At 67.4% G+C, this 22,002-nt stretch carries 20 protein-coding genes; 4 read left to right on the top strand and 16 right to left on the bottom strand.

The window, feature by feature from the left end; all coding sequences use genetic code 11:
- The first annotated feature begins 96 nt into the window (after positions 1–96).
- Positions 97–858 (top strand): SOS response-associated peptidase, encoded by a 762-nt coding sequence (locus CLU87_RS21195; RefSeq protein WP_099731709.1) that lies wholly within the window; start codon positions 97–99, stop codon positions 856–858.
- 40 nt (positions 859–898) lie between these two features.
- Here the strand turns inward: CLU87_RS21195 and CLU87_RS21190 are convergent, their stop codons facing one another.
- From CLU87_RS21190 to CLU87_RS21145, 10 genes are all read right to left on the bottom strand, one after another.
- A complete protein-coding gene (locus CLU87_RS21190) occupies positions 899–2,158 on the bottom strand; it encodes a branched-chain amino acid ABC transporter substrate-binding protein (RefSeq protein WP_082564848.1) in 1,260 nt (419 codons plus the stop codon).
- Between the two features lie 50 nt (positions 2,159–2,208).
- Entirely contained in the window at positions 2,209–3,843 is a 1,635-nt protein-coding gene (locus tag CLU87_RS21185; protein WP_099731708.1) for a long-chain-fatty-acid--CoA ligase, read from the bottom strand.
- 164 nt (positions 3,844–4,007) lie between these two features.
- Positions 4,008–5,495 (bottom strand): 4-hydroxy-3-polyprenylbenzoate decarboxylase, encoded by a 1,488-nt coding sequence (gene ubiD, locus CLU87_RS21180; protein WP_099731707.1) that lies wholly within the window; start codon positions 5,493–5,495, stop codon positions 4,008–4,010.
- A gap of 34 nt (positions 5,496–5,529) precedes the next feature.
- Positions 5,530–6,498: an IS1595 family transposase gene (locus CLU87_RS21175; RefSeq protein WP_099729449.1), complete on the bottom strand. Its 969-nt coding sequence runs from the start codon at positions 6,496–6,498 to the stop codon at positions 5,530–5,532.
- Positions 6,499–6,642: 144 nt separating this feature from the next.
- Entirely contained in the window at positions 6,643–7,239 is a 597-nt protein-coding gene (locus CLU87_RS21170; protein ID WP_099731706.1) for a UbiX family flavin prenyltransferase, read from the bottom strand.
- Positions 7,232–7,645 (bottom strand): putative zinc-binding protein, encoded by a 414-nt coding sequence (locus CLU87_RS21165; protein WP_099731705.1) that lies wholly within the window; start codon positions 7,643–7,645, stop codon positions 7,232–7,234. Before CLU87_RS21165 ends, CLU87_RS21170 begins: the two co-directional genes overlap by 8 nt.
- 2 nt (positions 7,646–7,647) lie before the next feature.
- Positions 7,648–8,169: an SCP2 domain-containing protein gene (locus CLU87_RS21160; RefSeq protein WP_099731704.1), complete on the bottom strand. Its 522-nt coding sequence runs from the start codon at positions 8,167–8,169 to the stop codon at positions 7,648–7,650.
- Positions 8,170–8,184: 15 nt separating this feature from the next.
- The gene (locus CLU87_RS21155) at positions 8,185–8,805 is read right to left on the bottom strand and encodes a hemolysin III family protein (RefSeq protein WP_099731703.1); all 621 of its coding nucleotides are present in this window, start codon (positions 8,803–8,805) and stop codon (positions 8,185–8,187) included.
- A 21-nt stretch (positions 8,806–8,826) separates the two neighbouring features.
- Positions 8,827–9,789 (bottom strand): U32 family peptidase, encoded by a 963-nt coding sequence (locus CLU87_RS21150; protein WP_099731702.1) that lies wholly within the window; start codon positions 9,787–9,789, stop codon positions 8,827–8,829.
- Positions 9,790–9,827: 38 nt separating this feature from the next.
- Complete coding sequence (locus CLU87_RS21145) at positions 9,828–10,880, bottom strand: peptidase U32 family protein (RefSeq protein WP_199170859.1); 1,053 nt, start codon at positions 10,878–10,880, stop codon at positions 9,828–9,830.
- 240 nt (positions 10,881–11,120) lie between these two features.
- Between CLU87_RS21145 and CLU87_RS21140 the strand changes: the two genes are divergently transcribed.
- A complete protein-coding gene (locus CLU87_RS21140) occupies positions 11,121–12,305 on the top strand; it encodes an MFS transporter (RefSeq protein WP_099731700.1) in 1,185 nt (394 codons plus the stop codon).
- Here CLU87_RS21140 and CLU87_RS21135 read toward each other — a convergent pair.
- The gene (locus CLU87_RS21135; protein ID WP_099731699.1) at positions 12,291–13,217 is read right to left on the bottom strand and encodes a LysR family transcriptional regulator; all 927 of its coding nucleotides are present in this window, start codon (positions 13,215–13,217) and stop codon (positions 12,291–12,293) included. The two genes, CLU87_RS21140 and CLU87_RS21135, sit on opposite strands and share 15 nt — an antisense overlap.
- A 158-nt stretch (positions 13,218–13,375) precedes the next feature.
- On the opposite strand from CLU87_RS21135, the gene CLU87_RS21130 reads away from it, so the two are divergent.
- Both CLU87_RS21130 and CLU87_RS21125 read left to right on the top strand, forming a co-directional pair.
- On the top strand, positions 13,376–14,746 hold the full coding sequence (locus CLU87_RS21130; protein WP_099732292.1) for a M20/M25/M40 family metallo-hydrolase: 1,371 nt from the start codon (positions 13,376–13,378) through the stop codon (positions 14,744–14,746).
- Positions 14,747–14,875: 129 nt separating this feature from the next.
- Positions 14,876–15,358: a YidB family protein gene (locus CLU87_RS21125; RefSeq protein ID WP_099732291.1), complete on the top strand. Its 483-nt coding sequence runs from the start codon at positions 14,876–14,878 to the stop codon at positions 15,356–15,358.
- A gap of 69 nt (positions 15,359–15,427) precedes the next feature.
- On the opposite strand, the gene CLU87_RS21120 is transcribed toward CLU87_RS21125, so the two are convergent.
- The 5 genes from CLU87_RS21120 to CLU87_RS21100 form a co-directional block, all read right to left on the bottom strand.
- On the bottom strand, positions 15,428–16,306 hold the full coding sequence (locus tag CLU87_RS21120; protein ID WP_099731698.1) for an alpha/beta hydrolase: 879 nt from the start codon (positions 16,304–16,306) through the stop codon (positions 15,428–15,430).
- 139 nt (positions 16,307–16,445) lie between these two features.
- Entirely contained in the window at positions 16,446–16,973 is a 528-nt protein-coding gene (locus tag CLU87_RS21115; RefSeq protein ID WP_099731697.1) for a TlpA disulfide reductase family protein, read from the bottom strand.
- 67 nt (positions 16,974–17,040) lie between these two features.
- Entirely contained in the window at positions 17,041–18,531 is a 1,491-nt protein-coding gene (locus tag CLU87_RS21110) for a M20 family metallopeptidase (protein WP_099731696.1), read from the bottom strand.
- 70 nt (positions 18,532–18,601) lie between these two features.
- A complete protein-coding gene (locus CLU87_RS21105; protein WP_099731695.1) occupies positions 18,602–19,828 on the bottom strand; it encodes a GGDEF domain-containing protein in 1,227 nt (408 codons plus the stop codon).
- Between the two features lie 99 nt (positions 19,829–19,927).
- The gene (locus CLU87_RS21100) at positions 19,928–21,991 is read right to left on the bottom strand and encodes a methyl-accepting chemotaxis protein (RefSeq protein WP_099731694.1); all 2,064 of its coding nucleotides are present in this window, start codon (positions 21,989–21,991) and stop codon (positions 19,928–19,930) included.
- Positions 21,992–22,002 lie beyond the last annotated feature (11 nt).

Genomic DNA, 22,002 nt, shown 5'->3' with positions numbered 1-22,002 from the left:
TATTGATAGCTATCAAGGCATATTGCACTAGCGCTACCAGCCTCTTTTGCTTGAAATCTCGCTGAGCGCCCCCCTGCACACGGGTACCATGGCCCCATGAGTACCCACTACGAAACCCTGCAACACGCCGACACCTACCGCGAGGCGTTTGCGGTCGAGCCCCCTGCGGCGCTGGGTGAACGCCACCTGTGGCCCCGCAAGCCAAGTTTCTTTATCGTGCATGCCGCGACGGCCGCCGCCCTGGCACAAGGGCCCGCCAGCCCGGCCGAGGAGACCGCTCCACCAACAACTGCATCAGACACCCCCAGCAACGCCGCCCCCCACCGGGTACTGGTGCCTGCGCAATGGGGCCTGGTGCCGCACTGGGTCAAGTCGGCATCCGACGCCAAGCTGCGTGCACCCAAGCTGGTCAACGCCAAGTCCGACACCGCCTCCACCGGCACGGCGTTTCGCGACGCATGGCTGAACGGCCAGCGCTGCATCGTGCCCATGGCGGCGTTTTATGAAGACGACCTGCGCAGCGGCAAGGCCGTGCCCACCCGCGTCGCGCGCGTGGACGGCAAGCCGATGGGCGTGGCAGGCCTGTGGGCGCGCTGGCAGGGCGCTGACGGCGAGGTGATCATCAGCTACTGCCTGCTCACGGTGAACGCCAACAACCACGCGCTGCTGCACCGCTACGGCCAGCCCGGCAGCGAAAAAAGCATGCCCGCCATCCTGAACGAAGGCGCGTACGACGCGTGGCTCACGGCCCGGCCGGAAAAGGCCAAGGAGTTCATGCGCCAGTACGCGGCGCAGTGGCTCACGGCCAACCCGGTGGAAAAAAAGGCGGACAAGGTGCCCAAGGGCCTGCTGGGCTGATGCCGCGCCGCGTGAGCGGCACGGTTGCGCGGTGGGAGACTCAGGACGGCCGCTTCATCTGGCAGGACGTTGGCTGGGCGCTGATGTAGTTGTCCCACGCCACTTCGGAGCGGAAGCCGTAGCCGGTTTTCTCCGCGTCGTACTTCACGCCCTTGCTGCCCTGCTTGGCCCAGATGCCCAGGTACAGCGGGGCTTCGAGCTGGTGGTCGGTCTTGCGCATGCGCACCTCGCCCATGGGGCTCTTGTAGGTCATGCCTTCCAGGGCCAGGGCCACCTTCTTGGCGTCGGTGGACTGGGCCTTGCGCATGGCTTCGCGCAGCATGTGCACGCTGTTCCAGTGGGCGGCAAACACAAAGTCTTCACCGGTCTTCTTCTTGTAGTCCACGTAGATCTTTTCCAGCTCGGGCGTGGGGGCGTTGTGCACCCAGTTCCAGATGACCCCGACCTTGCCTTCGCCCCAGGGCCCGATCTGCGCGGGCGTGCCGGGGTTGTTGGCATTGAGCGTGAAGTAGTTGATGTTCAGGCCATAGTCACGCGAGGACTTGAACAGCAGCGTGAGGTCGCTGCCCCAGTTGGAGGTGATGACGGTGTCGGCCTTGGTGGCGGCAATCTTGGCCACGTACGAGGCGAAGTCGCGCGTCTGGGCGATGGGGATGAAGTCATCGCCCACAACCTCGATGTCAGGCCGCTTGCGGGCCAGGTATTCCTTGGCAGCCTTGGAGACCTGGCGGCCGTGGGTGTAGTCCTGGTTGAGCAGGTACACGCGCTTCACGTCCTTGCGGCCTTGCAGGTAGGTGGTCAGCGCCTCCATCTTCATCTCGCTCGACGGATAGAAGCGAAAGTGCCAGAAGCTGCAGCGCTCGTTGGTGAGCTGCGGGTCCATGGCGGCGTAGTTGAGGTACACGGTCGCGCGCTCGGGGTCGCGCTCGGCGAGCTTGTTGAGCGCATCCACCAGCGCCAGCGCCACGCCCGAGCCACCACCCTGGGTGATGTAGCGCACGCCCCGGTCGGTGGCAGCCTTCAGGGCGTTCAGGCTCTCCTGCGGCGTGCCCTTGTTGTCAAAGTCCATCACCTCGAACTTGGGCTCGTTGGGCCCGGCCTTGGCGTTGACCTGCGCCACCACCTCGCGCAGCTGGTTGAGCGAGCTTTGGCCGGTGAGCGCAAACGGGCCGGACAGCAGGTCGATGAAGCCGATCTTCACCGTCTCGGCAGCCCCGGCGTGCGCAGCCATCACCAGCGCTGCGGCGCATGCGCCGGCCTTGAGCCATTGATGAGGCCATTTCCTGGGAACCATGTTCATGTGTGTCTCCGTGGGGTGGTGGGTAGAAACTGCGTCAATGCGGGGCGATGTCACTCGCCGCCGAACACCGAGCCATGGCGTTGCCGCAGCTCGTTTTTCTGGACCTTGCCGGTGCCGCCCAGCGGCAGGCTTTCGACAAACAGCACTTCGTCGGGCAGCCACCACTTGGCAACACGCTCTGCGAGGAAGTCCAGGATCTGCGCCTTGTCGAGCGACTGGCCGGGCTTGCGCACGATGAAGAGCAGCGGGCGTTCGTCCCACTTGGGGTGCTTGACGCCGATGACAGCGGCCATGGCCACCGCCGGGTGGGCCACGGCGGCGTTCTCCAGATCGATGGAGCTGATCCACTCGCCGCCCGACTTGATCACGTCCTTGGTGCGGTCGCGAATCTGCACCACGCCCTGCGGGCTGATGGTGGCGATGTCGCCGGTGGGGAACCAGCCATCGGCCAGCGCCGAACGCTCGGCCTTGTGGTACCGGTCCACGATCCACTGGCCGCGCACCATCAGCTCGCCCTGTGCCACGCCATCGCGCGGCAGGCTGGCGCCGTTTTCATCCACCAGCTTGAGCTCGATGCCGAACACCGACTTGCCCTGCTTGGCGACCAGCGCGTGGCGCTCCTCGGGTGGCAGTTCGGCATCGGCCGCGCCCAGCACGCTCATGGTGGCAATGGCCGTGGTCTCGGTCATGCCCCAGCCGTGGCGCACCTCCACGTCGTACAGGTCGTTGAACTTGGCGATCAGCGCCTTGGGCATGGCAGATCCCCCCACGCCCGTGCGCCGCATGGTGGTAAAGCGCAGCTGGTGCTGCTCCACATGCTGGATCAGCCCCATCCAGATGGTGGGCACGCCCGCGCTGACCGTGACGCGCTCGGACTCCATCAGCTCGTACAGGCTGGCGGCGTCCAGGCGCGGGCCGGGCAGCACCAGCTTGGCCCCGCCAATCAGGGCCGCATAGGGCAGGCACCAGGCGTTGATGTGGAACATGGGCACCACGGGCAGGATGGTCTCCCGCGCGCTGATGCTCAGCACGCCCGGCATGCAGGCCGACAGGGCACTGAGCGCCAGCGCCCGGTGCGAATACAGCACGCCCTTGGGGTTGCCGGTGGTGCCCGATGTGTAGCACAGCGCTGCGCCGGTCTTTTCATCACATTCGGGCCACTCAAAGCGGTCATGCTGGCCGGCCACCAGAGTCTCGTAGGCCTCGACCCCGGGCACCCCTTGCAGGTCGATGGTGCCCAGCGTGTCCGCATCACACAGCGCCACCCAGTGCCGTACGCGGGGGCACGACCCCGCAATGGCGCGCACCAGTGGTGCGAAGGTAGTGTCAAACAGCACCACCTCGTCGTCGGCGTGGTTGACGATGTAGGCCAGCTGCTCGGGGTGCAGGCGTGGGTTGCAGGTGTGCATGACCATGCCGCTGCCGGACACGGCGTAGTACGCCTCCAGGTGGCGGTGGTTGTTCCAGGCCAGCGACCCCACCACGCTGCCAGGGCGCAGGCCCAGCGCCTTCAATGCGTTGGCCAGCTGCCGGGCGCGCCGGGCCATGTCGGCAAAGCGGTAGCGGTGCAGGCTGCCATTGGTGTCGCGCGAGACGATTTGCTGGTCGCCGTACTGGTTCTCACCGTGCTCGAGGATGGCCGAGACCAGTAACGGCCGATCCATCATGCTGCCGGGCTGCTGCATTGCTGTCGTCTCCTTGTGGTGTGCGCGGTGCTGCATCGCGGCATCCGTGGGATGCCGGTGCAGAGCCCTCTTTGCCGGGGCTGGCGCATCGTCGCAAACAACGCGGGGCGTGCTTGTCTTCTACGTGACTGGAGAGCGCAGCACCGCCGTGGTGCACGGACGGGTCACAGGCCCAGCGCTGTGAAAAGCCCGTCCACGCGCGCCTGCACGGCGGCGTCCATGGCCATGGGGCGGCCCCATTCGCGCTGGGTCTCCCCCGGCCACTTGTTCGTGGCATCCATCCCCATCTTGCTGCCCAGGCCGCTGACAGGTGAGGCAAAGTCCAGGTAGTCGATGGGGGTGTGCTCCACCAGCAGCGTGTCGCGCGCTGGGTCCATTCGGGTGGTGATGGCCCAGATCACTTCCTTCCAATCGCGCACGTCCACATCCGCATCCACCACCACGATGAACTTGGTGTACATGAACTGGCGCAGGTGGCTCCACACGCCCATCATCACGCGCCGCGCGTGGCCCGCGTAGGCCTTGCGGATGCTGACCACCGCCATCCGGTAGCTGCAGCCTTCCGGCGGCAGGTAGAAGTCCACGATCTCGGGGAACTGCTTTTGCAACAGCGGGATGAACAGCTCGTTCATCGCCAGGCCCAGCACGGCGGGTTCGTCGGGCGGCTTGCCGGTGTAGGTGCTGTGGTAGATCGCGTCCTTGCGCAGGGTGATGCGGTCCACCGTGAGCACGGGGAACTCGGCGCATTCGTTGTAGTAGCCGGTGTGGTCGCCGTACGGCCCTTCCAGCGCATGCTGCCAGCCGCTCGCGTGGTGGGCATCGGGCTGGATGTGGCCTTCGAGCACGATCTCGGCGGTGGCGGGCACCGAGAGGGGCACACCCAACGCGGGCGCCACCTCGGTGCGGGCGCCGCGCAGCAGGCCGGCGAACTGGTATTCGCTCAAGCTGTCGGGCACCGGCGTGACGGCGCCCAGCAGCGTGGCCGGGTCCGCCCCCAGCGCCACGGCCACGGGGTAGGGCTGGCCGGGGTGGGCGGCGCAGTGGTCGGCAAAGTCCAGCGCGCCGCCCCGGTGGGCCAGCCAGCGCACGATGACCTGGTTGCGCGAGAGCACCTGCTGGCGGTAGATGCCCAGGTTCTGCCGCGCCTTGCGCGGGCCGCGCGTGATGGTCAGGCCCCAGGTGATGAGCGGGGCCACGTCGCCGGGCCAGCAGTGCTGCACGGGCAGGCGGGCCAGATCCACGTCCGGCCCCTCCCACACCTCCTGCTGGCAGGGTGCGCCGCGCGCCACGGTGTGCGGCGCCATGTTCCAAAGGGTCTTGAGCAGCTGGCCCATGCCCAGCATGTCCTTGAAGCCTTTCGGCGCCTCGGGCTCCTTGAGGGTGGCCAGCAGTTCGCCCAGGGCGCGCACGCCGTGCAGGTTGGCCACACCCATGGCGCGCGCCACGCGGTCTGTGGTGCCAAACAGGTTGGTGAGCACCGGCATGCGGTGGCCCGTGGGCTGGGTGAACAGCAGCGCCGGGCCGCCTGCGCGCAGCACGCGGTCGCTGAGCGCAGTCATCTCCAGGTGGGGCGACACGGGCTCCCCCACACGGCGCAGGTCGCCCGTGGCTTCGAGCTGGGCCATGAAGTCGCGCAGGTCGCTGTAGGCCATGTCAGGTTCAGGATTTGAATGAAATCGGGCTCTTCTAGCGAATGCTAGTGACGCCTTGACTCCCCATAGCCGCCTCCAGCACCAGTGCGGGCTGCGGCCCCATGGGGCCTGATCGGTCCAACATCCTGAACCAGCCCAGGTACGAATCAAGGTATTTCGTTGCAACGCCCTTGAAGCGCTGCATCCACCCGCGCAGCCTGCTGACATAGGCATTGACGTTTTGAACATGCCAGGGGCCTCTCACACGCCTACCCCGGCTCACGTTCACCGCCTGGTGCTGCACGCCCAGGGCCCGCGCAGCGCTGGCCAGTGTGACGCTGCCGTCGGTGCATAGGATGGTGTCTGGTGGCAGCAAGGGTTTGAGTGCAGTTTGCACACTCACCGCTTGGTTCGTCTGCAGGATGAGGTTGGCCGTTGCTCCGGCCCGGTCTCGCGCCATCAGCACCGGGGTGTATTCCAAGCCCTTGCAGCCAGCCAGCGCCTTACCGCCGCGTCGGCGAGGACGACGCAGCAAGCCTCTGTGTCCCTTGCAGGAGGCCAGGAAGTAAGACTCATCGGCCTCGGCGATGCCCACAAGCTGGCGTGCCTGCACGCTCTTGGGGCAGGCCAGGAAGCGGTGGCGCCAGCGAAAGGCGGTGCTTTGCGCCACACCCAGGCGCAGGGCCACCTGGTTGAGTGAGAGTCCTTCGCTCAAGACCTGCGCCTGGCCCATCCACTTATCCCGCAGATGCAGGCGTGCCAGCGGTGTTCCAGTCAAGGCGTTGAAGGTGCGCGCGCACTGGCGGCACTTGAAGCGTTGCAGCCCGTTGGCCGAGCCATTCTTGACAAGCTGCGGGCTGCCGCAGTGCGGACAGGTTCGGTGGGCGCTGCCATGTGCTTCTACAACGGCGATGGCTTGACTGTGATCGAGCAGCGCCTGCAGGCAGCTTGCCAGTTGCTGGCGCTGGTGGTGCGTCAGCTGGGGCAGGCTGTGGATCAAGCGCGTCATCTGTTGCTGTCGCATGGCCTTCTCCTGGGGCAGACGCAAGCGCGTCATGCTGGGGAGATGGGGGCGTAGCGCTACGGTTAAAGACTCATCACTAGCATTCGCTAGAAGAGCCTGAAATCGACTGGTAGCGCAGGTATTGATTGCCCTAGCAGCTATAAATTAAGGAGCATTCAGCTCCAGGCCCTGCCACCGAGGAGCCAGGGCGTGCGGCACATCCATGAGATCAAGCACGCGCGCCACGCTGTAGTCCACCACCTCGCCCACGGTCTGCGGGCGCAGGTAGAAGGCGGGCAGCGGCGGGCAGATGATGCCGCCCATCTCGGTCACGGCCACCATGTTGCGCAGGTGCGTGAGGTGCAGGGGCGACTCGCGCACCATCAGCACCAGACGGCGGCGCTCCTTGAGGGCCACGTCGGCCGCGCGCGTGAGCAGGTTGTCGGCCAGCCCATGCGCTATGGCAGCCAGCGTGCGCATGGAGCAGGGCGCGACCACCATGGCATGGCACTGGAACGAGCCGCTGGCGATGGCCGCGCCCACGTTGGCCACGTCGTGCACGCGGTGGGCCAGGGCCTCCACCGCAGCGCGGTCCATGTCCAGCTCGTGCTGCAGGTTGCGGCAGCCGGCGTCGGAGACGACCAGGTGGGTCTCGATGCCGCTCTGGCCCTGCAGCACCTGCAGCAGGCGCGCGCCGTACACGGCGCCGCTGGCGCCCGAGATCGCGACGATGATGCGGCGGGTGTGGGCAGCATCAGCCATGCGAGGGCTCCACCACAGAGGGGCGCCGCAGGGGTTGGGCCTGCTGGTCGGCCTCCACCTGCTCCAACACCAGCGCGGCCTGCACGGGGTCAAAGTCTTCGTGCGTGCGCTTTTTCACGCCATATTGCTGCAGCTGGTAGTGCCGGTCGGCCACGATGCCGTGGCGCGCCAACGTGCTTTTCACGCAGACCAGCGGACAGCCGTCGAGCGCGATGATGGGCCGGCCCGAGCGCACGGTCTTCATCAGGTGCGGCACATCGCCGCCCACCCCGGCGATGCACGACATCTCGGCCACGCCGCGCCGGTCGAGCTGCAGCGCCACGTGGTTGGCCAGCTGCGCGGCGCTGGAGCAGCCGGAGCAGGAATAGACCAAGGGGTGGTTCTGGGGATGGGTGTTGGTGGTCATGCTCACCCTCCGTTGCGTGGTGTGGGGTCCAGGCGGCGGCGCAGGTGGCCCAGCACCTGACGCGGCGCCAGCTTGTGCACCCACTGGCGCGGGTCCAGCACGGGCAGCTCGATCGCATCAAGCGCGTTCTTCACCACCAGGCCCAGCTCGGTGTCGCCCTCCATCGACAGGCGGCGGCTGAAGAACAACGTGTCGGGGTCTTGCTGGCGCTGGGCCAGCAGCAAAAAATCATGGGCCGTAGCGCTCAGCGTGACATCGGCCACCTGCGGCGGCACCAGCGGTGCATGGGGGGCGAAGCGCTGGCCCGTCCAGGCAAAGTCGAACGCCACGCGCGCATCGCGCACCTGCACCCGCATCTTCTTGTGCAGCAGCACCTGGCCCACGTCCGCAGGCAGGTGCCGCGCGAGCGCCAGGTTGAGCGCGGTTACCAGCAGCTGGGAGCCGGGGTAGGCGGGCAGGCGCGCCAGCACAGCGCCCACAGGCGCAGGAACAACCAGGGGGAAAGGAAGGGGAGAAGCCGCCATGAGACAGAAGGGCCCTCAGGCCACGTAGAAAAACACGGTGAAAAAGTGGCAGACGCTGCCGCCCAGCACAAACAGGTGCCACAGCCCGTGGCCGTGGCGCACGCGGTGGTCCAGCGCATAGAAGACGATGCCCAGCGTGTAGCAGGCCCCGCCCGCCAGCAGCCAGGCAAACCCGGCTGGGGTGAGCGCCTGCCACAGCGGCACCACGGCCACCAGCGCCAGCCAGCCCATGAGCACATAGATGACCAGCGACAGCACGCGTGCACCACGCGCCCACAAGATCTCTTGCGCAATGCCTAGCAGGGCCAGCCCCCACACCACGCCCAGCAGCGACCAACCCCAGGCGCCGCGCAGCGACACCAGCGCAAACGGCGTGTAGCTGCCCGCAATCAGCAGGTAGATGCTGCAGTGGTCCAGCTTTTGCAGCACGGCCTTGATGGTGCGCCGACGCACGCTGTGGTACGCGGTGGAGGCCGCGTACAGCGCCACCAACATGGCGCCGTAGATGCTGAACGCCACCACCTTCCACGGGTCGCCCAGGCGCGCCGCGAGGGTGATGAGCACGGCCGTGCCTGCCGTGGCGAGCAGGGCACCCACCAGGTGGCTGATGCTGTTGAAACGTTCTCCGGGGTACATGCGGTGATTCGCTTTTTTGCGTTATGGATGCATCGCAGGCCGCGCGGCAGCACCACGCGCTGCCCCTTGCAGCCCCTGTTCCAGGCCTGGGCGACCGAACCAGTAACCGTTGCAGGGCAGATCGGGCATGAAGGGCTGCATGCGCTCCACAAAGTCGGGGGTCTTTTCAGCAGTCTCTTGCGCAAGCACTGCGCGGCGGGCGTCGTCAAACGCGGCGATCACCTGCGCCATGTGCTGCGCCTGCGGGCTCAGGCGCACCACGTCCACGCCCTGGGCCTGCATCGTCGCCAGTTCGTTGGCCAGGTTGTAGACGCGCGCCGATTGCGTTTGTGTGCCGTTGAGCACCAGAAAACCTTCGCCCTCGCGCGTGCGCAGCGGCAGGCCGTCGGCGTGTTGCAGGCAGCTGAACTGGCAGTCGTCCTTGGGCAGGTTGCGGTGGCGGGCGGTGAAGCAGCGCGCCGAATAGGCCAGGGGCATGCGGCCGTAGGCAAACACCTCGGTCTCGATGCCTGCAGGCCGCTGCGCCAGCACAGCAGCGAGCGCGTCCTGCGACATCTCCAGCGGCATCACCCAGCGCGTGGCGCCCCGTTGCGCCATCCATTGCAGCGAGGGCGCGTTGTACAGGTTCAGGTGCGGCCCGGCCACGAAGGCCTGCGGCCCGGCGGGTGCACGCGCAAGGCAGCTCACTGCCCCCATGTCATTGGCCTCGACCAGAAATTCGCCATTGCCCGTGATCTTGTGCATCACGCCCACGTCGGCGCTGGACTCGATGAGCACCTGGCTGGACAAGACCGCTTCCTTGCCCGCGTCCCGCAGCATGCGCGCCAGCGCCAGCCAGTCGGCCGGGCGCAGCTCATGGCGGCGCGAGCACACCGTCTCGCCCAGGTACACCACATCCACAGGCGTGGCGGCCATGGCCTCGTAGAACGCGAACACGGTGTCGCGGGGCCAGTAGTACAGCAGCGGGCCGAGAGAGAGTTTCATGGGGCGGTCTCCGGGGGTTTTGTCATTGTGGAGAAGCACTACTTCCAGGGGCGGTGGTAGGCGCCCAGCGTGTGCTGCTGGCCTTCTGCCACCTGGTCCAGGCTGGCCATCCAGCGCGTCTTGGGCGCATAGCGGTGCGGGTAGGACAGGCACTGGTCCATGGCCTCGCGCCAGACCTGGGTGACCTGCGCCACATACGCGGGGCTGCGCTGGCGGCCTTCGATCTTGATGGCGCGCACACCCATCTTGAGCAGCTGGGGCAGCAGCTCCAGCGTGTTGAGGCTGGTGGGCTCTTCGATGGCGTAGTAGTTCTCGTCATCCCCCACGTCGAAGCGGCCTTTGCACAGCGTGGGGTAGCCCGCGTTCTCGCCGGGCGCATAGCGGTCGATGAGCACGCCGTTCAGGCGCGACTCGCGGCCCTGCGGGGTCTCCACCCAGCGCACGGCCTTCGGCGGTGAACACACGCCGTGCGTGTTGGGCGATTCGCCCGTCGCGTACGACGACAGCGCACAGCGCCCCTCGACCATTACGCACAGACTGCCAAAACCGAACACCTCGATCTCGACCGGCGTGCGGTCGATGACCTGGCGTACCTGCTCCATCGACAGCACACGCGGGAGCACGGCGCGCACGATGCCGAACTGCTCGCGGTAGAAGTTGATGGCCTCGTAGTTGGTAGCCGAGCCCTGCACCGATAGGTGCAGGCGCAGCCGGGGATGGTGCTGCACCGCGTAGTGCATGAGGCCAGGGTCGGCCAGGATGACCGCGTTCACGCCCAGGTCGACCGCCTTGTCCAGTGCGCTGCGCCACGGCCCCGGGTTGGCCGCCTGCGGGTAGGTGTTGAGCGCCATGAAGACCTTGCAGCCGCGACCATGCGCATAGGCAATGCCGTTGGCGATAGCGGCCTCGTCAAAGTTGAGGCCTGCAAAATTGCGCGCGTTGGTGGCGTCGCGCAGGCCCAGGTAGACGCAGTTGGCGCCGTGGTCCACAGCGGCCTTCAGGGCGGGCAGGCTGCCCGCGGGGCAAACCAGTTCCATGGCAGGGCCAGCCGCCCCGGGCAAGGCGGTGGCCGTCGATTTCAAGGGATCCATCACAAGCATTCAAACGCTGGCCCCGGTGGGGAGCCACAGCACTGGGCGCCACCATACGGGGGGCTCCCCGCGCATCCGCTGATCTTCATCAACGGCAGTGCACAATGCCGGAGCAAAGCAGTCGGGTTTTGATGTGCTCCAGCCTTCCCGGCGTTCCACACTGCCCACCGGCCTTGACTTGCGTCCAGTGCCCTGCGTGGGACATCCATTTCATAAAGACGCCAAAAGGCGCCCTCTGCCGTGAACAAGAACCTGTGGTTGCTGGCCCTGTGCCAAGGCCTTTTCCTCACCAACAACGTTGTCTTCATTGCCATCAATGGCCTGGTGGGCCTGCAGCTGGCGCCCTTTGGCTGGATGGCCACGCTGCCGGTGATGGGCTACGTGGTGGGCGGGGCGCTGTCCACGCCGCTGGTGGCGCACAGCCAGGCGCGCTGGGGGCGCAAGGTGTCGTTCCAGATCGGGCTGGCCGTGGCCGTGGTGTCGGCCGCGCTGTGTGCCTGGGCCGCGTTCAGCGGCAGCTTCTGGCTGCTGTGCACGGCCACGGTGGTGGCGGGCTACTACAGCGCCAACGGCGGCCTGTACCGCTTTGCCGCTGCCGAACTGGCCAAGCCGGACTACCGCGAAAAGGCCGTGTCGCTGGTGCTGGCCGGTGGCCTGCTGGGTGCGGTGGCGGGCCCCAACCTGGCCAGCGCCACGCGCACGCTATTCCCGGTGCCGTTTGCGGGCGCTTACATCGCGCTCATCGGCGTGGCTCTGTTGTCCATGCTGTGCATGGCAGCCATCCGGTTCGAAGCGCAACCCGTGGTGCTCAACGCGGCGGGCCAACGCGAGCAGGGGCGCCCCCTCTCCGTACTGATGCGCCAGCCTGCCTTCATCGTGGCCATTGTGGGCGCCGCGCTGGGCTATGGCGTGATGAACCTGCTGATGGCGGCCACGCCGCTGGCCATGCAGGTGTGTGGCTTTGACTTTGATGCCTCGGCGCTGGTGCTGGAGTGGCATGTGATCGGCATGTTCGCTCCCGGCTTTGTCACCGGCCACCTCATCAAGCGGTTTGGCGTGCTGCCCATCATGGGCACCGGGGTGTTGCTCAACCTGGCGTGTGTGGCGGTGGCGCTGATGGGCGTGGAGCTGCACCACTTTGGGATTGCGCTCTTCTTCCTGGGCGTGGGCTGGAACTTCCTGTTCACCGGCTCCACCACGCTGGCGATGACGGCCTACCGGCCGGAGGAGAAGGACCGCGCCCAGGCGGCCATCAACTTCTGCGTGTACGCCACGCTGGCGCTGAGTGCGTTCTCATCCGGCGTGCTGGTCACCACCCAGGGCTGGACGCTGCTCAACGCGGGTTCGCTGGTGCCGATTGTGGTGACGGGGCTGGCGCTGGCCTGGCTGGGTCTGCAGCGCAAGCGCGTTTCACGCGGCGTCTGAAGGCACCTCCGCCACAGCGCCTTCTGCGGCCACCGTGGTGCGCAGCCACTGCGCAAAGGCCGCCACCGCCCGGTCTTCCAGACGCCCCGGCGCCACGAACAGGCTGTAGCCCCGCGCACCGCTGTCGTGGTGCGGGTGGGCCAGCACCAGCTCGCCCGATTGCAGTTCGCGCTCCACAAAATACCGGGGCACCAGGCCAATACCCAGATCGGCGCGCACCGCCTCTACCAGCATCGAGAACAGATCAAAGCGGTGGCCGCCCAGGGTGTGGGCCGGCACGCGCGTGATGCCCGCGCGGCCCAGCCAGTCGTCCCACGCCCCCAGGCGCGAGCTGAGCTGCAGCAGCGGCACAGCCCGGAAGTCGCCGCGCTCTGTCGCACGCCGGTGGCGCGACTGCGGGGCACACACGGCCACGCAGACCTCGGGCATCAGGGGCGCTGGTACCACGCCGGGCCAGGCCGCGTCGTCGTACTGCACAGCCACATCAAACGGGATCTCCGCCATGTAGATCTGCGTGGGGTACACCTGCAGGTGCAGGCTGCAGCCTTTGTGCTGCGCAAGGAAGGCAGGCAGCCGGGGCAGCAGCCAGCGCTCGGCAAACACCGGCACGCAACCCACCAGCAGGCGCGCGCCATCGGGCCGCTGGGCCATGGCTTCGAGGGTGTGGTTCTGCAGCCGCAGCAAGTCGCCCACCACCTGCGCGTGGTAGCGGCGGCCTACGTCGGTGAGCGTGGAGCCGCGTGCGCCGCGCTGCACCAGTTGCAGGCCCAGCTGGCCCTCCAGCAGGCGCAGCTGCTGGCTCACGGCGCTGTGGGTGAGGCAGAGTTCTTCGGCGGCCTTGCTCACGCCGTGGTGGCGTGCCACGGCATCGAAAACAAGCAGGGCACGGGTGCTGGGGATGTGTTTGCGCATGTAAGAAAAACTGTCGGCTCGGCAGATTAAAGCAGAGCCCGGGGGCGGAGTTCGGTCCAACAATTGCATGGCCCTGCATGCCGGCCCACGGCTCCATCCACGATGGCTGGACAGGCCGCTCACCCCTTCCGTTTGTGTTTGTGTTTCGCTGGATCACCATGACTCTCCCTCTCCATACCTTCCGTGCCACAGCCCTTGCGGGTGCCATGGCCCTCGCCTGCGCCGCCTTGCTGCCAAGTGCCGCCCATGCGCAATTCGGCGCCGTGGCACCCACGCCCACAGTGCTGCGCCCCGCCGTGGACAAGGCCTACGGCCAGCTCATGGCTGCGCCCCAGATCCTGCAGCTGCTCGACGCCGTGAAGGCCGACCACGACCGCGCCACCGAAGACCTGCGCATGCTCACCGAGATCGAGGCGCCGCCGTTCAAGGAACAAAAGCGTGCCGAAGCCTTTCTTGCCCGGCTCCAGTCCCTGGGCCTGACCAACGCCGCCATCGATGCCGAAGGCAACGTCGTGGGCGTGCGCAAGGGCACGGGCAACGGCCCCAAGCTGGTCATCTCGGCCCACCTGGACACGGTGTTCCCATCCGGCACCGATGTGAAGGTGAAAGAGCGCGACGGCAAGCTCTATGCGCCCGGCATTTCCGACAACACGCGCGGCCTGGCCGTGCTGCTGTCGTGGCTCAAGGTGCTCAACGACCAGAAGATCGCCACCGTGGGCGACCTGGTGTTCGTGGGCAATGTGGGCGAGGAAGAGCTGGGCAACCTGCGCGGCATGAAGCACCTTTTCAAGGAACACCTGGACATCGACGGCATGGTGGCGCTGGAGCCCGCGCCCGATGGCACGGTGCTGGTGCTGGGCACGGGCAGCCACCGCCACGAGGTGACCTTCAAGGGCCCGGGCGGCCACAGCTACGCCGCGTTTGGCGAGGTGCCCAGCGCCATCCACGGCATGGGCCGCGCCATTGCCAAGATCGCCGACATCCGCACGCCCAAGAGCCCCAAGACCACGTTCACCGTGGGCACTGTGGGCGGCGGCACATCCGTCAACACCATCGCGCCGGATGCGCGCATGGCGGTGGACATCCGCTCCGACGAAATGGCCCCGCTGCTGGCCACCGAAAAGCAGGTGCTGGCCGCCGTGGACAGCGCCGTGACCGAAGAGAACGCACGCTGGGGCGTGAACACCCTGAGCGCATCGACCAAGCTCATCGGCGACCGGCCCGGTGGCCGCACCGCCGCCGACGCGTTGATCGTCGAGGCTGCCGTGCGCGCCAACACCGCCTTTGGCCGCAAGACGGTGCTGGCCGGTGCCAGCACCGATGCCAACGTGCCCATGGCGCTGGGCATCCCCGCCATCGTGATCGGGGGCGGCGGCAAGACGGGCGGGTTCCATGCACTTTCGGAGTGGATTGATCTGACGGACGCCTGGAAAGGCGCGCAGACCTCGCTGGTCACGGTGCTGGGGCTGGTGGGGGTGCAGGGTGTGAGCGCACCGCTGCTGGACAAGCGCCCACCCCGCACCAAGTAGTTGCGCGGCACCGCAGCGGCGCCCCCCGTTCACGATTGTTGACACGAAGGCGCCGCCGAGGTGCGTACCATGGATGGTTCCGTCCGGGCTGGCGCACTGCCGCCCTTCATTCCTCTGCAGGAGAACACCATGGGTTTGCTCGATTCCGTTCTGGGTGCCGTCATCAACAACGCGTCGCAAGGCGGCAGTGGCGCCGCTGCGGCGGGTGGGGCCGGTGGTGGCCTGGGAGGGCTGATCAGCCTGGCCGCACAAAACCCGCAGCTGGTGCAGGCCGTCATGTCCCTCCTCAGCAACGATGGCCCGGTGGGCGGCCTTCCGGGGCTGATGGCCAAGTTCCAGCAAGCCGGGCTGGGCAACGTGATTGCGTCGTGGCTGAGCGCCGGGCCCAACCAGGCGATCTCGGGTGAGCAGCTGTCGCAGGTGTTGGGCAGCGGCCCCCTGTCGCAGATGGCCGCGCAGCTGGGTGTGGCCCCCGGTGCAGCCGCCGGGCAGCTGGCCCAGGTGTTGCCGGGCCTGGTAGACCACCTGAGTCCCCAGGGCCAGGCGCCCCATGGCGGTTTTGGCAATGCCAACGACCTGCTGGGGATGCTCGGCGGCCTACTTCAAAAATAATAGCAACCGGGTCATATTGCACTGGCGCGACCAGCCGTTTTCTCTGAAATCAGGCCACCCGGCGCCTGCCTACGGCCTTGCAGGCACCGCGCAGCGCCGCACCAGCCACTGCCGCAGCAGGTCGAACACCGGCTCCGCCAGCTCGGGGCTTTCGTTGAACAGCTCATGGAACAGGGGTTCAAAGCAGTGCGACTGCACCACGGCCTTGGGTGCAGCGGCCGCAAAGGCACGGCTGCCGGCGGGGTTGACCAGCTTGTCTCTGCCCGCCCACATCAGCAGCGTGGGCACACTCCAGTGCGCAGCGCGGGCCACGGTGGCGGGGCCACCCTCGGCAATGAAGCGGGCCAGGCGGGCACTGATGCGGTCGTGGCACAGCGGATCGGCCAGGTAGGCCGCCACCACGGCGCTGTCATGCGAAAGGTACTGCGCGTCCAGCCCATTGCCCACGCGCAGGTTGGGCGCGATGCGCGGCAGCGTGGCCAGCAGCAGTTTTTGCACGGCGCCCAGGCCGGCATCGAGCGCGGGGGAGGACAACACCAGCGCATCCACCGGGCGCAGGTGCAGGGACACAAACCGCGAGGCCACCAAGCCGCCCATGCTGTGGCCCAGCAGCACCAGGGGCTGGCCCGCAGGCATGCGGGCGCGGGTGGCGTCCACCAGGTCTGCCAGATCGTCCAGCAGGCGCATGTCCGACGTGAGCCCGCCACGCGGCCCGGCCGACTCGCCGTGGCCGTATTGGTCATAGCCCCGCACCGCAAACCCCCAGTCGTTGAGGCGGCGGGCCAGCGCGTCATAGCGGCCCACATGCTCGCCCAGGCCGTGCACCAGCAGCACCGTCCCCCGGCAGGGCTCGCCCTGCGGCAGGGGCCAGTCCTGCACGGCGAGGTTCTCGCCATCGCTGGCGGTGAAGGTGGTCAGGGTCGAAGGAAGCAGTTCGTCAGAAGTCATGGAAAGCAGGGCATTCGAGACGCGATGGGACAGCATACCCGGCGCACCCAAATACCCGATGCACTAAATGGTCAGGCTCGTACCGCCGGCAAGACCCTGAGAGCGTGACCCCTGATCGGGCCGAGTTGCTTCTGCCTTTTCAAGCCAGCGATACCCAGAGGTCATCCCAGTCGGTGGGCAGGAAATTGCCTTCGCGCCGCAGCACTTGCTGGTGCTTGCGGTTGAGCACGAAGTGCGTGGGACGCCGCGAAATAGCGCTAAAACTGTCCTTGTGCCCCTCGGCGTTTCGCCAGGCAATGGGAAAACGCTGCTCGGCGGGCACTGATACCTTGAGCAGCTCGATGTACTGCATGAAGTCAGCCGCCTTCTCGTCCACGTTCACGCCCAGCAGCACAAAGTCGCGCTGGCGATTGGCGGTGTAAAACTCGCGCATGAGGCGGAGCTCGTTGGTGCACAGGGCGCAGCCAGCGGTAAAAAAGCTCACCAGACACACCTTGCCCGCGTAGTCCGTCAGCATGACCGGCTTGCCTTCGCTGTTGGTGCCGGTCAGCGTGTGAAGAGGGCCCGGTGTGCTGCTGTCAGCCGGGGTCTGGGCCAGACCGGACGCCGGCGCGAGAGTGGCAAGGGCAGCTGCAGAGCAGGCGTGGAGAAAGGCGCGTTTTTCCATGGCGTGACCCGGTGATGGAAGGCGTGAGGAAGAGCACCCAGGGCGCCCGGTGTGGCGCCCTCTGGTGTCAGGGGGCCGTGGCCGCAGCGGCTGCCTGCTGGGCCATGGCCGCCATCACGTGTGCCACGGAGGCGGTGAGGCGCTTGGCATAGGGCACGTGCAAAAACTCGTTGGGGCCGTGCGCGTTGCTCTTGGGGCCCAGCACGCCGCACACCATCATCTGCGCGGTGGGGAAGCCTTCGCTCAGCATGTTCATGAGCGGGATGGTGCCGCCCTGGCCGATGTAGCCGCAGGGCGCGCCAAAGTGTGCCTGTGAGGCCTCGTTGAGCGCCTGCTCGAACCAGGGTGTGGTGGCCGGGGCATTCCAGCCCGTGGCACCGCCGCCGCTCTGGAAGGTGACCTTGGCCTGGTAGGGCGCGTTGTCTTCCAGCAGCGCCTTCAGGTCCTGCACGGCTTGCGCGGCGTCCACCAGCGGGGGCAGGCGCAGGCTGAGCTTGAAGGCGGTGTAGGGCCGCAGCACGTTGCCCGCGTCCTGCAGCGCCGGGAAGCCCTCGGCACCGGTGACGCTGAGCGTGGGCTCCCAGGTGCGCTTGAGCAATGCCTGCACCGGGTCGGTGGTGGTGGGCAGTGCAAACGTGGTGGAGCCGCCGCAGTCGTAGTGCGCCCAGGGGAAGCGGCGGTACACCTCTTCGCCCAGGATGGCCGCCGTGGCACGGGCCTGGGCCAGCCGATCGGCGGGCACTTCGCAATGGAAGCTCTGGGGCAGCAGGCGGCCGGTGGCGCTGTCTTCCAGCCGGTCGAGCACCTGCCGCATGATGCGGAACGACGAGGGCACCAGGCCCGAGGCATCGCCCGAGTGGATGCCCTCGGTCAAGATCTCGACCTTGAGCGTGCCGCTGGCCATGCCGCGCAGGCTGGTGGTGAGCCACAGCTGGTCGTAGTTGCCGGCGCCCGAGTCCAGGCACACGACCAACGCCACGTTGCCCATGCGGGGCTTCAGTGCATCAATGTAGGGCAGCAGGTCACGCGAGCCGCTTTCTTCGCAGGTTTCTATGAGGCCCACGATGCGCGGGTGCGGCACGTTCTGGCGCTTGAGTTCCTGCACCGCAGCGATGCTGGCGTACACCGCATAGCCGTCGTCGGCGCCGCCCCGGCCATAGAGCTTGCCGTCTTCGTACTTGGGCGTCCAGGGACCCAGGTCGCTGCGCCAGCCGGAGAACTCGGGTTGCTTGTCCAGGTGGCCGTACATGAGCACGGTGTCGGTGGCGCCGGGCTGGGTGGCAGCGATCTCGAAGAACAGCACCGGGGTGCGGCCGTCCAGGCGCACGATTTCGAGCGTCAGGCCCTCGACCTTTTGCGACTCCACCCAGGCGGCGGCGTTGCGCACCACGGTGTCGAGCAGGCCCAACTCGGCCCAGTCAGCAGCGAACGTGGGGGACTTGGCGGGGATGGCGATGTAGTCGGTGAGCTGGCGAACAATGTCGCTGTCCCAGGCCTGGCTGACACGCTGCAGGGCAAGCTCAGGCTGAAGGACTTGGGAGGGCACACGGGCGTTCATGGTGGGGCTCCTGAAGGCAGAAGGTGATCAATCCGCCATTCCAACACAACCCCCCGCCGGGCGCCATCGATCAATACAGAGACTCGGGCAGGGTCTCGGGATTGGCCTGGGCCGCCAGCTGGGCGCTGGGGCGGCGCAGGCCCGTGGCCACCTCGACGCGGTTGCGGCCGTTGTTCTTGGCCTGGTACAGCGCGCGGTCGGCGGCAGCAATCAGCATGTCCCAGCTGTCACCCGACTCCAGCCGCCCGCCAAACACGCCAATGCTCACCGTGACCGCAATGCCGGGGCCGGGTACGCCATCGGCGGGGCAGCGGGACTCCTCGACCGCCTTGCACAGCTCGCGCGCCAGTTGCTCGGCCCCCGTGAGGCCGGTGTCTGGCAGCAGCACCATGAACTCCTCGCCCCCGTAGCGGCCCACCAGGTCCTGCGCACGCACGCGCTGGCGAAGGACGTTGACCACGCTGCACAGCACGCGGTCACCCGCCGGATGGCCGTACTGGTCGTTCACGTCCTTGAAGTGGTCGATGTCCACCATCATCAGGGCCATGGGCTCGCGCATGCGCTGGGCGCGGGCCACGTCGCGGTCCAGCGCCGCGATCAGCGAGCGGCGGTTGGCAACGCCAGTGAGCGGGTCCAGCGCGGCCAGCACGCGGTTGTTTTCGTCGGCCCGGTCGCGCGACATGAACACAAAACCCACCGAGCTGATGAGCACCACCGAGAAGGTGGCCAGAAAGGTCAGCGTTTGCAGCGCACTGCTTTGCAGGATGTTCGTGGCCTCGGTGTGCGTGCTGATGGCCACCAATGCACGGCCCCCCAGCACCACGGCCTCCAGCAACAGGCCCGCCACCAGCAGCCATTGCCCGCGCCCTACGGTGGCATGCCGGTGCGAAAGCGCTGCCAGCAGCGCCCACACGGCTTGCAGCCCGATGACCAGGCCCACAAAACTCACCCGCGCCGGAAAGTCGTCGATGAACACCGAGACAAAAACCAGCACCAGCAGCGGTGGTGCCAGCAGCAGGGGCCAGCGCACGGGGCGCCCCTGGAACTGATAGACCGCAGCAATCATCCCCACGAACACACTGGACAACATCAGGTTGCCCACCACGATGGACAACACATCGGGGATCAGGCCGCGCAGCATGATCAGCAGGTGGCCGATGGCATTGACCAGCAGGGCCGCCGCCCAGCGGCCCAGGCCGTCGCGCCGCCGGCCCCAGCCCACCACGGCCATGGAGGCCGCCATCATGAGGGAGCTGGCAATGATCATTGCCAGCATGGTGGGGACGTGGGCGGCCATGGATGCAGGTGGGCGGGGGAGTGAAAGGAATCAGACCAGCATAAACCAAGGGCCACAGACCGCAAACCGCCGGATGACCACCCCCACCGTTCGTGCGCCCTATTGCAGCTGGGCGGGTGCCCGGGCGCCGCTGCCGGGCGCGTGCTGTCCCTCTCCGTCGCCGGTCTGCGCCATGGGCGCAGCCAGGGCCTCGCGCGCCGAGTAACCCAGGCCACCGTGGGTCGCCGTGCCGTCTCCCCGCGAGAGTTTGAACACTTGCACCGCGCCCGCCAGCCGCGTGGCCTGCTCGCGCAGGCTTTGCGCAGCGGCGGCCGATTGCTCCACCAGCGCGGCGTTCTGCTGCGTCATCTGGTCGAGCTGGTTGACGGCGGTGTTGACCTGGCCAATGCCGTCGGACTGTTCGGTCGATGCGGCCGTGATCTCGCCAATGATGTCGCCCACCCGTTTGACCGAGCCCACGATCTCGTCCATGGTGGTGCCCGCGTTCTGCACCAGGCGTGCGCCCGATTCCACCCGCTCCACCGAGGCGCCGATGAGAGCCTTGATCTCGCGCGCGGCCTCGGCGCTGCGCCCGGCCAGGTTTCGCACTTCGCTGGCCACCACGGCAAAACCCCGGCCCTGCTCACCCGCGCGGGCGGCTTCCACCGCAGCGTTGAGCGCGAGGATGTTGGTCTGGAACGCGATCGAATCGATCACGCCGATGATGTCGGCAATCTTGCGCGAGCTCTGGTTGATGTCACCCATGGTGGTGACCACCTCGCCCACCACCTGGCCGCCGCGCGCAGCCACTTCGGCGGCGGTGCTGGCCAGCTGGTTGGCCTGGCGGGCGGCGTCGGCCGACTGGCGCACGGTGGAGGTCAGATGCTCCATGCTTTGTGCGGTCTGCGCCAGGCTACTGGCCGTGGCCTCGGTGCGGGCCGACAGGTCCTGGTTGCCGCTGGCAATCTCGGCGCTGGCGGTGGTGATGCTGTCCACGGCATTGCGCACCTGCTGCAGCATTTGCGTATAGCGCTGGCGCATGCCCTCCACCTCCTGCACCAGCGCGCCGATCTCGTCGCGCCGCGTGGTGTGGAAGGCCTCGGTCAGGTCGCCCTGCGCGACCAGCGTGATGGCCTGGGTCAGGTCCTGCAGCGGGCGGCTCACGCCCCGGCGCAGCATGACGAACAGGCCGATGGCCAGCAGCACCACGGCCACGGCCATCAGGCCCCACACGGCCAGCGTGACGCGCCGCTGGCTGGCCATGGCCTCGCCGTCGGCCACCTCGGCCACCACCCACCAGCCGCCACCAGTCTTGCGCACCAGCGCCCAGGGGTTCTCGGCGCCGGTGCCCAGCACGTCTGCGGCCTCGCGCACAAAGCCGTCCTGCGATGCAGCCAGCGCTTCAAAGAAGGGGCGCGCTTGCGGGTAGGCCTCCAGCACGCGCTTGCCGCGCGCTGTGGGGTGGTACACGAACACGGCCTGGTCCAGCGAGGTGCCAGGGTTGATCACGTAGGTGCCGCCGTGTTCGAAGAACTTCGTCTGCGCCACCTGTTTTTGCAGCATGGCGTGGAACACGCTGATGTCGTTGCCGATGAACAGCAGCGCAATGACCTTGCCCGAGGCGTCCTTGGCGGGCAGGTAGTGGCCCATGAAGGGCTTGCCGTTCACCACCGTGACGCCAGTAAAAGGCTCGCCCTTGGACACCGTGGCGTAGGCCGGGTCGGTGCGGCCAAGCGGCGTGCCCATCTGGCGCTCGCCCTTGTCGTTCTTGACCGAGGTGGTGATGCGGATGAAATCGTCGCCCTTCTTGGCGAACACGGTGGCAATGCCGCCCGTCTCGCTGGCGAATTTGTCGACCGAGCCATAGTCCTCGTTGACCAGCGCGCCGTAGCTGCGCAGCTCGCCCGAGGCTTCGTCAAGCTGCATGGTGGCCTCGAAGTAGCGCTGAAAGCCCTTCATGGTCAGCTGCACCAGCTCGCGGTTGGTGTTGTCGGCCGCGTCCAGCGACTGCGCCACGCTCTGCGCCGTGTCGCCCACGCTGGCCACCACCTGGGCGCGGGTGCTGCGCTCGGTCAGCACGGCAATCGCCAGCCCCACCAGCACCAGCACCAAGGCCACCAGCGCAATGGCGGTCAACGTGACCTGGCGCGCGACGGATCGGTTGTTGGCAAGGGATGCGGGCATGCGGGGTGTCT

The organism is Acidovorax sp. 59 (assembly GCF_002754175.1).
GTDB lineage: Bacteria > Pseudomonadota > Gammaproteobacteria > Burkholderiales > Burkholderiaceae_C > Acidovorax > Acidovorax delafieldii.
This window is presented reverse-complemented; position numbering and strand designations above follow the sequence as displayed.

Coding starts and splice junctions, on each gene's coding strand:
- CLU87_RS21135 (WP_099731699.1), bottom strand. CDS start 13,217: ATGCGCAAACACATCCCCAGCACCCGTGCCCTGCTTGTTTTCGATGCC.
- CLU87_RS21170 (WP_099731706.1), bottom strand. CDS start 7,239: ATGGCTGATGCTGCCCACACCCGCCGCATCATCGTCGCGATCTCGGGC.
- CLU87_RS21120 (WP_099731698.1), bottom strand. CDS start 16,306: ATGACTTCTGACGAACTGCTTCCTTCGACCCTGACCACCTTCACCGCC.
- CLU87_RS21160 (WP_099731704.1), bottom strand. CDS start 8,169: ATGGCGGCTTCTCCCCTTCCTTTCCCCCTGGTTGTTCCTGCGCCTGTG.
- CLU87_RS21125 (WP_099732291.1), top strand. CDS start 14,876: ATGGGTTTGCTCGATTCCGTTCTGGGTGCCGTCATCAACAACGCGTCG.
- CLU87_RS21195 (WP_099731709.1), top strand. CDS start 97: ATGAGTACCCACTACGAAACCCTGCAACACGCCGACACCTACCGCGAG.
- CLU87_RS21105 (WP_099731695.1), bottom strand. CDS start 19,828: ATGGCCGCCCACGTCCCCACCATGCTGGCAATGATCATTGCCAGCTCC.
- CLU87_RS21185 (WP_099731708.1), bottom strand. CDS start 3,843: ATGCAGCAGCCCGGCAGCATGATGGATCGGCCGTTACTGGTCTCGGCC.
- CLU87_RS21150 (WP_099731702.1), bottom strand. CDS start 9,789: ATGAAACTCTCTCTCGGCCCGCTGCTGTACTACTGGCCCCGCGACACC.
- CLU87_RS21165 (WP_099731705.1), bottom strand. CDS start 7,645: ATGACCACCAACACCCATCCCCAGAACCACCCCTTGGTCTATTCCTGC.
- CLU87_RS21100 (WP_099731694.1), bottom strand. CDS start 21,991: ATGCCCGCATCCCTTGCCAACAACCGATCCGTCGCGCGCCAGGTCACG.
- CLU87_RS21155 (WP_099731703.1), bottom strand. CDS start 8,805: ATGTACCCCGGAGAACGTTTCAACAGCATCAGCCACCTGGTGGGTGCC.
- CLU87_RS21115 (WP_099731697.1), bottom strand. CDS start 16,973: ATGGAAAAACGCGCCTTTCTCCACGCCTGCTCTGCAGCTGCCCTTGCC.
- CLU87_RS21110 (WP_099731696.1), bottom strand. CDS start 18,531: ATGAACGCCCGTGTGCCCTCCCAAGTCCTTCAGCCTGAGCTTGCCCTG.
- CLU87_RS21130 (WP_099732292.1), top strand. CDS start 13,376: ATGACTCTCCCTCTCCATACCTTCCGTGCCACAGCCCTTGCGGGTGCC.
- ubiD (WP_099731707.1), bottom strand. CDS start 5,495: ATGGCCTACAGCGACCTGCGCGACTTCATGGCCCAGCTCGAAGCCACG.
- CLU87_RS21190 (WP_082564848.1), bottom strand. CDS start 2,158: ATGAACATGGTTCCCAGGAAATGGCCTCATCAATGGCTCAAGGCCGGC.
- CLU87_RS21145 (WP_199170859.1), bottom strand. CDS start 10,880: ATGGATCCCTTGAAATCGACGGCCACCGCCTTGCCCGGGGCGGCTGGC.
- CLU87_RS21175 (WP_099729449.1), bottom strand. CDS start 6,498: ATGCGACAGCAACAGATGACGCGCTTGATCCACAGCCTGCCCCAGCTG.